Raw genomic sequence first — 3,708 nt, 5'->3', positions numbered from 1 at the left:
CTATCGATAATAATCGCGCTGAACGCGCAATTAAACCGCTGGTTATTGGCAGGAAAAATTGGCTATTCTCCAACACACCAAATGGCGCTGAGGCGAGCGCGATGCTTTACAGTATCGTCGAGACTGCAAAAGCCAACGGCCTTATCCTCTATGACTATATGGTCAAGTGCATGAAAGAGCTGGCGAAAGCTGAGCCTGATATCGACGCACTCCTGCCTTGGAACTTCAAACACTGACAAGTCGCCCCGTGGGTTCATGGGGCGGATACCTTCGATGCCTTTATAACGCGGCTGGTGGCTGACCATTGGGTGGTTTCAGACGACAATTAAACGAAAAAAAGAACCCGACACACATCGGGTTCTTTTTTTTAATAGGTAACCATACTTAGTGACTATATCGACTTTCTGTGATTTTCAGTCTCTTTAGCTTACTTGAGCCAACTTAGATGAAATGAAAGCGGCAAGCTCATCTAATTCTCCATTAACCCACTGGTTAAATCTCTTGGCTCTCAATAGCTTTACACTGTCGATTAATTCACTTTTTGATAACTTGATATTATGCCCAGTTTCCAAGCGGCTCATCAGGCTGTAGAAGTGTTCGGATTCAATTATTGTATCACCATAAGTGAGTTTCTTAAGATGGCCTTGCACTTTATGTAGCGCTTCTACAGCAACATCTTTATTGGCATTTAAATCCATTGAAACTAAGTGAGCAATACGGTCTATGTGGTGTTCATCGTCATAGGCAGATATTGTGTATTCAGATTCTAATAATTTAAATTTTCGGTAATTCGCGAAACGTCTAGTTGTATGTGTTACATATTTAAACAATAGGTCATCGCGGAGTGCATCTACGAGTACGTTACGTTTCATCTCATCTGCTAACGCAAACTTGTTGACCAACGGGTTCATTATCGTTGGAGCATTCTTTTTGCCTTCGTTGAAGGTTGAACCTGTAGCTTCTATCATCTGTTTCTCATCACAGTCAATTACGGCCACGTAGTTACCATCTTGATTCTTTGTGAATGAAATATAGTACCCGCACAAATTGTAGTCTTTGGTAATCTTTTTATCATTGCGCATTACCAAATCACCTGGTTTGCATTTATAGATTTCCAACGCAGCTGTGATGTCATTATGAAGCTTTTTATCACTCCCATCGAAAAACATATGTTCAGCAATTAAAGATAGATCCAAAGACTCATACCCTACTCGCCTCACACGCAGACACATGTAGAAGAGGAGTAACAGAGGGTCACCAACTGCAATCTTTTTGGGTAAAGTGAAAAATACTTCTTTCTTAGCCAGAATTTCGATTAGTTTGGGATGAAACGTATAGAAGAACAGTGTCGGCTTTACTTCCACGCCGTTCTCATTGATAACGGGGGCGAGTTTTGAGTTGGTTTCCAGTTCAATAATGAACTGGAAGTCTTTTTGCGTGAACAGTTTCTGAAGTTCTTCATCTACAATCACACCGTCTAGATCGGTCCACTCATAAACTGTGTGACGTAATTCTTGAATTTGTTCTCTTATGCGATCACGAGTCTGACCGTTGTCACTCAGACCACGTAGATACAAAATCTCTTCTAGTTTTGCAGCACACTCAGTATTTTCGAACGGACGCGAAAACCGCTTAGTTTTCATTGCTCGGGCGTTATATGCGATAGCTAACGACAATAGTGCCATTAAGGTTTGGATAGCACCTTTAGTCGATACTTGTTCATGCCCTTTTGCAGCAACCGTATAATTACCACCTTTTGGATGCTTGAATTGGACAAGCGCTTTAGGGCTGCCATTCCTCTTGTTTGGAGCCAGTGCTATGTACTCAGTAGGTAAGATTTGTTTGTCATAAGGCATACCCTTTGGAAGATAAGGTCGCAGATCAACATCCTGTTGAGATAGAGATTTCTTCTGAAGAGCATTTTTGACACTTTCACGATTAGACTTTTTATTGCCTTTGGGACGATTGCGATCCGTTAGGGAGTCACGATCAGCAATTATAGCTAGGTCCACTTTTTTAGCTAAGGTGTAAATATTTGAAGTAGACCGTTTTTGACCGTTATGAGTGACTTCATGTAAGACTAAGAACCCTAAGTTCTTAAGCTCCATCAAAGTACGTCGAAGGGTTGCAGGTTTAATTTCATAACGTGCCTCTACGCCTTCTTGAAATACTTTATTGGCTATGCCACTGTGTGATTTAGCTAAGGCGATCAGGTGTTGAGCAATAGTGCGTTGTTTCAAGCCTAAACTCATGTCCTGAATTGTATCAAATAACTCAACATCAGCTGGGTCGAAAAGAAAAAGAGTAAAACGCCTTTTCAGGTCAATTTTTTCTAGCAATTCAGGTGAGATATCGTTGAGTTCTATCGGCATGTGCTCTATCACTGTTTTTCATGATGCTTTAATCATAACTGTTGAACAAGAATAAGCAACCCTATCATGATCATCCAGATTATTTTGATTTAAGTTATTAAAAATATGATCTTTTTAAAGATGATTTCTTTAGTTGATAAAGGTTTAATGATTAGTATGATTACACCCATACTTAACCGCTGATATTTGTTTATACAACTCTTGATCGCTCAATTTAGTGCGGTGATACATACGCTCTACGTAAGTCTATGTTTTATAGTTAAATGCTACTCTTTTAACTTCATATTCTTATGATCGCTCATTTAGGAGCGGTCATAAAATTGGCTTGTGGATAGATCACGCTTTGATCTTTTGATCGCTCAATTGGATCTTTTGATCGCTCAATTCCCAGCTCTTGATCGCTCAATTGCATCTTTTGATCGCTCAATTGTTTATTCTTGATCGCTCAATTGCTTTATACAGCTTATACAGGGTTACTCACACATTACCAACAGGTAATACACGTCAGGTAGATGCTTTAATCACTGGTAAAATGTTATGATCGCTCATTAGAAATGTTATATAATTTCTGAATAATTTTTTGATAATCAATGGGTTAATAGCCTCGCTATCACTGCATGAAACTTTTCTTATTATGTGAGCAATATCCCAAAGAATTTCACCACAGCCTTTCTCACTAAGATGGCCATTAGCAATGGCCTTTTATTTGAATTTACCCCAGTAGTGCTATGAGCGATCAAGAATACATTCCTCGGCAAGCACCGCTGTATGTAGCTTTCACATCCCTGCGCCATAATGAGCGATCATGAGTGAATTGAGCGGCAAGTCCCATCATATAAGGGTTCTGCATCACTGCAAGGTAATGAGCGATCAAGAACACAACGTCCAGCCAGCTCCGCTGTATGTAGCTTTCACATCCCTGCGTCATAATGAGCGATCATGAGTGAATTGAGCGGCATTCCCCATTTGATAAGGGTTTAGCATCGCTGCACGGTAATGAGCGATCATGAACGGCTTGACTGGTATGCCCCTTCGGATAAGGGTTTAGCATCACTGCAAGGTAATGAGCGATCAAGAACGACTTGAGTAGCATGCCCCATCGGATAAGGGTTTGGCATCACTGCACGGTAATGAGCGATCATGAACTGCTTGAGTAGAATGACCTTCGGATAAGGGTTCTGCATCACTGCAAGGTAATGAGCGATCATGAACTGCTTGAGTAGCATGCCCCATCGGATAAGGGTTTGGCATCACTGCACGGTAATGAGCGATCATGAACGGCTTGAGTAGAATGCCCCATCGGATAAGGGGTTAGCATCACTGCACGGTAATGAGC

3 protein-coding genes are annotated in these 3,708 nt (G+C 41.0%); 1 reads left to right on the top strand and 2 read right to left on the bottom strand.

The window, feature by feature from the left end; translation table 11 throughout:
* Positions 1 to 236: transposase (locus AB4507_RS05325; RefSeq protein ID WP_372182345.1), on the top strand; the 236-nt coding region annotated here is incomplete at its 5' end.
* Between the two features lie 186 nt (positions 237 to 422).
* On the opposite strand, the gene AB4507_RS05320 is transcribed toward AB4507_RS05325, so the two are convergent.
* Positions 423 to 2,372 (bottom strand): replication initiator protein RctB domain-containing protein, encoded by a 1,950-nt coding sequence (locus AB4507_RS05320; protein WP_372128423.1) that lies wholly within the window; start codon positions 2,370 to 2,372, stop codon positions 423 to 425.
* Positions 2,373 to 3,376: 1,004 nt separating this feature from the next.
* A complete protein-coding gene (locus AB4507_RS05315; protein ID WP_372182344.1) occupies positions 3,377 to 3,580 on the bottom strand; it encodes a hypothetical protein in 204 nt (67 codons plus the stop codon).
* Between the last annotated feature and the right edge of the window lie 128 nt (positions 3,581 to 3,708).

This window comes from Vibrio sp. 10N.222.54.A3, from assembly GCF_041474095.1.
GTDB lineage: Bacteria > Pseudomonadota > Gammaproteobacteria > Enterobacterales > Vibrionaceae > Vibrio > Vibrio crassostreae_C.
Note: the sequence above shows the minus strand (reverse complement) of the source record. Positions and strands in the feature narration are given on the sequence as shown.

Bases quoted from the DNA above. Each gene is read 5' to 3' on its own strand.
- AB4507_RS05320 (WP_372128423.1), bottom strand. From the start codon at position 2,372: ATGCCGATAGAACTCAACGATATCTCACCTGAATTGCTAGAAAAAATT.
- AB4507_RS05315 (WP_372182344.1), bottom strand. From the start codon at position 3,580: ATGATCGCTCATTACCTTGCAGTGATGCAGAACCCTTATCCGAAGGTC.